Origin of the sequence: Xanthovirga aplysinae, assembly GCF_009711365.1 — a bacterium.
Lineage (GTDB): Bacteria > Bacteroidota > Bacteroidia > Cytophagales > Cyclobacteriaceae > Xanthovirga > Xanthovirga aplysinae.
Genome location: NZ_SMMB01000986.1, coordinates 1 through 6,274, shown reverse-complemented (window position 1 = coordinate 6,274; position 6,274 = coordinate 1). Strand labels below are relative to the sequence as shown.

The 6,274-nt window shown below is 35.7% G+C and carries 5 protein-coding genes; 1 reads left to right on the top strand and 4 read right to left on the bottom strand.

Translation table 11 applies throughout. The features are described 5' to 3' along the window. Positions 1-192: 192 nt before the first annotated feature. Together E1171_RS09670 and E1171_RS09665 are read right to left on the bottom strand one after the other, a co-directional pair. Positions 193-1,476: a dihydrolipoamide acetyltransferase family protein gene (locus E1171_RS09670; RefSeq protein ID WP_155205801.1), complete on the bottom strand. Its 1,284-nt coding sequence runs from the start codon at positions 1,474-1,476 to the stop codon at positions 193-195. Between the two features lie 77 nt (positions 1,477-1,553). Next, positions 1,554-2,807 (bottom strand): competence/damage-inducible protein A, encoded by a 1,254-nt coding sequence (locus E1171_RS09665; RefSeq protein WP_155205800.1) that lies wholly within the window; start codon positions 2,805-2,807, stop codon positions 1,554-1,556. Between the two features lie 299 nt (positions 2,808-3,106). Between E1171_RS09665 and E1171_RS09660 the strand changes: the two genes are divergently transcribed. After that, the gene (locus tag E1171_RS09660; protein WP_155205799.1) at positions 3,107-4,504 is read left to right on the top strand and encodes a hypothetical protein; all 1,398 of its coding nucleotides are present in this window, start codon (positions 3,107-3,109) and stop codon (positions 4,502-4,504) included. Positions 4,505-4,518: 14 nt separating this feature from the next. Here E1171_RS09660 and E1171_RS09655 read toward each other — a convergent pair whose 3' ends face one another. Both E1171_RS09655 and fmt read right to left on the bottom strand, forming a co-directional pair. Further along, the gene (locus E1171_RS09655) at positions 4,519-5,010 is read right to left on the bottom strand and encodes a dihydrofolate reductase (RefSeq protein ID WP_155205798.1); all 492 of its coding nucleotides are present in this window, start codon (positions 5,008-5,010) and stop codon (positions 4,519-4,521) included. Positions 5,011-5,163: 153 nt separating this feature from the next. Continuing rightward, the gene (fmt, locus tag E1171_RS09650) at positions 5,164-6,084 is read right to left on the bottom strand and encodes a methionyl-tRNA formyltransferase (protein WP_155205797.1); all 921 of its coding nucleotides are present in this window, start codon (positions 6,082-6,084) and stop codon (positions 5,164-5,166) included. Between the last annotated feature and the right edge of the window lie 190 nt (positions 6,085-6,274).

Here is a 6,274-nt window from a genome sequence, read left to right as displayed (position 1 = left end):
AAACCCTTAAGCATGGACCACTTATTTATTTTATAAATATTTTTTTCAAATATAGATAAATTCCGAAAAAAAATATATTTTAAACAAAAAAAGGAGTTTTTATTCTTATTTTATTAAATAAAAAAGGCAGTTATAAAAAAAAAGCTCTTACCTAAAGGAAAGAGCTTTTCTGAAGATTTGAATTTATTTATTTTAAATACCCTGTTCTTTGTCAAACTTTTCTAAGTAATCTGCTACTTTTCTCACAAACATACCGCCCAAAGAGCCATCTACTACCCTATGATCATAAGAATGTGAAAGAAACATCTTATGTCGAACAGCAATCATATCTCCATCAGGGGTTTCTACTACAGCTGGTTTTTTCACAATAGCCCCCAAAGCTAATATTCCGACTTGCGGTTGCATAATAATCGGTGTGCCCATGACATTTCCAAAAGACCCTACATTGGTAACAGTATAGGTACCACCACTTAAATCATCTGGTGACAGTTTGTTATTTCGGGCTCGCAATGCTAAATCATTTACTTTTAAAGCCAAACCAGTTAAGCTCAATTGATCAGCATTTTTTATCACAGGAACAATTAAATTACCAGAAGGTAAGGCCACTGCCATACCCAGATTAATATCTTTGTGCTTAATAATTTTGTTCCCATCAACTGAAATATTGATCATCGGGAAATCCTTTATAGCTTTTACAACTGCTTCCATAAAAATTGGGGTGAAGGTCAGATTTGATCCTTCTCTCTTTTTAAATGCAGCTTTATGCTGATTTCTCCAACGAACGATGTCTGTTACATCAGCCTCAACAAAAGAGGTCACATGAGGAGAAATACGTTTAGACTCAACCATACGCTCAGCAATCATCTTTCGCATACGATCCATTTCAAGGATTTCATCCCCAGCACTTACAGAAACACTCACTTTTGGCGCCTCAACAGGTGCAGGCTTAGCCTTTGTTGCTTGCGGAACTTCAGCCACCTTACGACTTTTTACAAAATCAAGTATATCCTTTTTGGTCACCCTTCCTTCTTTTCCACTTCCAGACAAGCGCTCCAATTCTTCCATTGAGATTTTTTCTTCTTTGGCAATATTTAGAACCAAAGGAGAATAAAAACGTCCACTAACTGGCTTTTCCAAAACTTGTGGCACCTCAACGGATGCTACTACCTTTTCCTCCTTTATTGGAGCAGATTCCGCTCCAACGCTTTCTTCCAATTCAGAAGGAGTGCCTTCGCCTTCCACCTCTATCACCGCAATGGGAGCTCCCACCTGCACTACCTCACCTTCCTTGGCCAAAATTTGTTTAAGAATTCCAGCATGGGTAGCAGGCACCTCAGTATCTACCTTATCGGTGGCAACTTCCAAGATAGACTCATCCTGCTCAATGCGGTCTCCTTCATTTTTTAACCAACCTAAGATAGTGCCTTCCATGATACTCTCGCCCATTTTGGGCATAACCATTTCAACCAATCCCATATTATTATTTATTAAATAAGAATTTAAGACTTAAAAAATTTCAAAACGCTACAAATTTAGCATTTTCAGGATTCTTCTCAATTGTTTTGGTTCAAACTTTGGCGCAATATATCAAGAATAGCAACAACCGTTAATTGAATGTTTATCAGACGGTCTTTAGCAAGACTCAATTTTTTCGTAAACGTTTGCTTTCCATCGGCAAGAGCAATCCACACCGTTCCGACTGGTTTGTCAGGAGTTCCTCCCCCAGGTCCTGCAACTCCACTTGTAGCTAAGCCAAAATCGGTTTTAAATTTTTCTCTTGCACGGTTGGCCATTTCAAAAACGGTTTCTTCACTAACAGCCCCATGTTCAATCAAAGTCTCTCTTTGCACTCCTAATAAATTCTCTTTCATTTCATTTTGATAAGGAATAATCCCCCCCATGAAATAATCAGAACTTCCGGCAATGCTTGTAATCGAATGGGCCAAAAAACCTCCAGTGCAACTTTCTGCAGTAGCAACGGTTTTACCTTGCTGCCTTAATAGGTTTCCCACAACTTCCTCTAGTTTATCATCATCGTACCCATAAATATATTTTCCCGCCAAGGGAAGTAAAGATTGAATTTGTTTTTCCACTTCAGTTTTCAATTTTCCCATGTCTGACCCCATTGCAGTAAGACGAAGACGAACCTGGGAAAGATGAGGAAGGTAGGCTAACTTAATATGAGTGGGTAAATTATCTTGCCAGGCCTTTATCTTTTCCGAAAGCCATGACTCTCCTATCCCCACCGTTTTTATCATTTTATGGTAAATCACAGGAGGTTGATAAATCTCCAATAACTTCGGAATAATAATTTCCGACATCATAGTTTTCATCTCAAAAGGAACTCCTGGCATGGAAACAAACACTTTACCTTTTTGATGAAACCACATACCAGGAGCAGTCCCCATTCGATTGGTTATCATTTCACATTTGTCAGGTAAAACAGCTTGTTGTCGATTAAGGTCATTTAATTCGAATCCCCTTTTGGCAAACATCTCTTCCAAATTTTTCAAGGCTTCCGGATGCATACTTAGGGATGAGTCGAAATAGCGTGCAAGAAGTGGTTTTGTTAAATCATCAGGAGTGGGTCCCAACCCTCCGGTTATCAAAACAATTTCAGCTCTTGATTCTGCTTCCTTAAAAGCCCCCAAAATCTGCCCTTCTTCATCACCTACAGTGGTTTTTCGGATAGTTTTAATTCCTACTTTATCCAATTCGGCACTTATCCATTGGGAATTGGTATCGGTAATTTGCCCATAAAGAATTTCATCTCCTATGGATAAGACCTCGGCTGAAACAGCTTTCATTTGTTAATTTATTTTTTTTAGACAAGCAAAAGTTAAGCAAGTCCCTAACTATTCCCAAAATTGTAAAACAAAAAGAATGATATATTAAAGAGTTAAACCATCTACTCACCCTACAACTCCTTTTTTCCTATTATTCCTCAATCCGAAATTTTCATTCTGTTAATTTCATTTTTTTCTATTGAAATTGATTTAACTCCTAAAAAAATATAATTTTTTAAAAGTAAAATATAGCATAATGATAAAATTTTACTTATAATTAGTATTCCAAAAATAATATTTATTAAATAACGGGGAATAAAATGGTACCTTTAATTAGGAGGTTATATTATATGGGTATTGATCCAGGTATTCCAATCCTGGAGAAAAGAAAAGTAACGGTTATTAACACTTTATGTTTAATAGGGTTTCTGTATCTTATTCCTTGTTGTATTTATTTTTTTGGAGTGAAGGCAAATACAGTATGGCCGGTAATGGTTTTTGGTCTTTTCTCTTTATTTTATACCTACTTTTTAAACTGTAAGAAACGATTTAAGCAAGCACGATTTTCTTATATGATTTACTCAGCAACCTTTTCAGCAGGTTGCCCAATTTTATGGGGAATTGAAACGGGAATTCACTTTTATTTAATCAGCTTTATTTTTATTGTAATACTAATGTGTGAGTCCTTAAAGGATAATATCTGGAGAACGGTAGGACTTTTCTTTCTATTTTTTTTCACAAAAGTTTATTGTTATTACTTTGGTTCAATTTTCCAAAATCCCTTCAATAGTTCGGGTTATTATATTAATGTTAGCCTTGCTATAATTTTACCTTTTCTAATTACTTCCTTATACAAAAGAGATATGTCCATTTACCAAAAGCAGATTACACAAAAAACTGCGGAGGTAGAGAAAAACCTAAAACAAGCACGCGAACTTCAACGTCTACTCTTTATTAAGAACAAAAGTTTATATCATACCTTACCTTCGTCCTTTGTTATCAACCGCCCAGGAAATATAGTTTCGGGAAATTTCTATTGGCATGGTAAAAGTGGCAAACAAAAAATTTTAGTTATAGCCGAGTGCACACTGGCAGGAGTTCCCGGTGCCTTTTTAAGTGTTTTATGCTTTTCCATTCTTGATGAATTAGTTCATAAAAATGGTCTCACTTCCATTCACAGAATTCTCCATACACTAAGAAAAAGAATAACGAATAGTTTTAAACTAAAAAATCAAAATTCCGAAGAGCTTTCAAATTCCATTAAATTCACCATTTTTAGCATTAATGAAGAAACTAAAACGATGAATTATTGTGGAAATCAATTGCCAGCCGCTTTAATCAGAAAAGGAGAAATACAGCCCTTGCACAAGGAATACCATTCTAATATTTCTATTTATAATAATGAACGAGCCATTAACATCCTTCCTTCCGACACCATATATATAAGTAATCAAAACGTCCTGGAGCATTTCAAAAAGAAACTTTCAGAAAAAGAAGCAAAAGGAAAAATGAGAAATTTGACTTTAGAAATTAGTTTGCTTCATTTTAAACACCAAAAAAAGGCATTCCTGAAAAAAATAAAGGAGTGTTCTAATACTGGTATCATGGAAAAAGATTTTTTATTAATTGGTATACGGCCCTTTGCCATGGCAGGAGGCATATTACCAGACCCCAAAATACCTGCTGGACACCTGGGACCACCACCTTCATCCAATTAATAGGCTAAATTCACCTATTTTCTTTTCCACATTGTAAATAGAAAAGGATACAAATGCTTTTCGTCAACATCATGTTTCTCCTTCCACTCCAATTTCCAATCCGTCAAATCCATTTCAGGGAAAAAAGCATCTCCATCAAAAGAGGCTTCCACCTCTGTAACATAAATAATGTCTGCCAGGGATAAGGCTTGTTTATAAATATCTGCACCTCCAATGATAAATACTTCTTTTTGATTGGCCTTTTGGCAAACATTCAATGCCTCTTCCAAGGAATGAGCTACAATAGCTCCTTCAACTTTATAATCAGGATTTCGGGTAATGATTACCGATGTTCTTCCGGGAAGTGGCTTCCCCATGGATTCAAATGTTTTTCGGCCCATAATAATATGATGCCCCATGGTTTTCTGCTTAAAAAACTTTAAATCCTTAGGCAAACGCCAAATCAATTGATTATTTCTACCAATCACTCCATTTTTCCCTCTTGCGACTATTATCGATTTAATCATTTGATATTTGAATTAATTTTTGGTTAAATAATGACCCAAAAGATCACAAAATTAGCTGGACTATGATTTATGGATTTCTATTTTTCTCTTCACTTAAATATTCTCTTAAAACAAAATGTCCTTTTACAGTCTAAAGAACTATTTCCCAAACTCTCACAATTTATTCCCCCTCATAAAATCTGTAATCCCCATTCGTTTTTTCCCTTGCATTTGTAGCTCTTTGATAGCAATAGTGCCATCAGCAGTTTGGATATGCAAAATGGTTTTATTGTCAGTATGGTATTCTCCAGGCTGCATATTGGCAATACTTTCCTCCAGCTTTTCACAAGAAAATATCTTAAAAATTCGGCCATTTAGATTCGTCCATGCTGCAGGATAGGGAGAGAGCCCTCTAATAAAATTATACACCTCTTTATTGGGTTTGTCCCAATCAATTTCACAGGTTTCCTTAAAAATTTTTGGTGCATGTTTAATCTCTAGACTTTGATCTTGTGGTTCTGGTCTAAAATTTCCTTCTTGAATAGCTTTGGCAGTTTTTATGACTAAATCAGCCCCTTTATTCATTAACCTTTCATAAAGACTTCCCACATTATCCTCTTCAAAAATAGGTTCTTTCTCTTGAAAGAGGATATTCCCTGTATCAATTTCATGTTGAAGTAAAAAGGTAGTCAATCCTGTTTCTTTCTCCCCATTTATAATGGCCCAATTAATTGGAGCGGCACCTCTATATTGTGGAAGAAGAGAAGCATGTAAATTGAAAGTTCCATATTCGGGCATATCCCAAACGATTTCCGGAAGCATGCGAAAGGCTACTACAATCTGTAAATCTGCCTTATAAGATCGTAGCTCTTCAATGAACTCAGGAGATTTTAAGTTTGTAGGTTGCAGAACCGGAATTTGATGAGCTAATGCGCATTCCTTTACAGGGGAAATAGACAGTTTTTGCCCCCTTCCTTTAGGTTTATCTGGAGCAGTCACAACTGCCACCACTTCAAATTCTTCCTGAATCAACTTTTCAAGACTGGGAACAGCAAATTCAGGAGTTCCCATATAAATTATTCTCAATTTTTTCATCCTCTATATAGCTATTATTGCTTATGGTTTAGTACAATTTGGCAATGGAATACTTTTAACTCTTCAAACCTGAATCACGCCTTTTTGACATTCAAAATTTATGAACCATTATTACCAATTTTGAACTGTTGTGTTCTTTTCCACTTCAAAGCTATAAAAAAGATAAGATACTGAAGGTAAAAGATGAAAA

Bases quoted from the DNA above. Each gene is read 5' to 3' on its own strand.
- E1171_RS09670 (WP_155205801.1), bottom strand. From the start codon at position 1,476: ATGGGATTGGTTGAAATGGTTATGCCCAAAATGGGCGAGAGTATCATG.
- E1171_RS09665 (WP_155205800.1), bottom strand. From the start codon at position 2,807: ATGAAAGCTGTTTCAGCCGAGGTCTTATCCATAGGAGATGAAATTCTT.
- E1171_RS09660 (WP_155205799.1), top strand. From the start codon at position 3,107: ATGGTACCTTTAATTAGGAGGTTATATTATATGGGTATTGATCCAGGT.
- E1171_RS09655 (WP_155205798.1), bottom strand. From the start codon at position 5,010: ATGATTAAATCGATAATAGTCGCAAGAGGGAAAAATGGAGTGATTGGT.
- fmt (WP_155205797.1), bottom strand. From the start codon at position 6,084: ATGAAAAAATTGAGAATAATTTATATGGGAACTCCTGAATTTGCTGTT.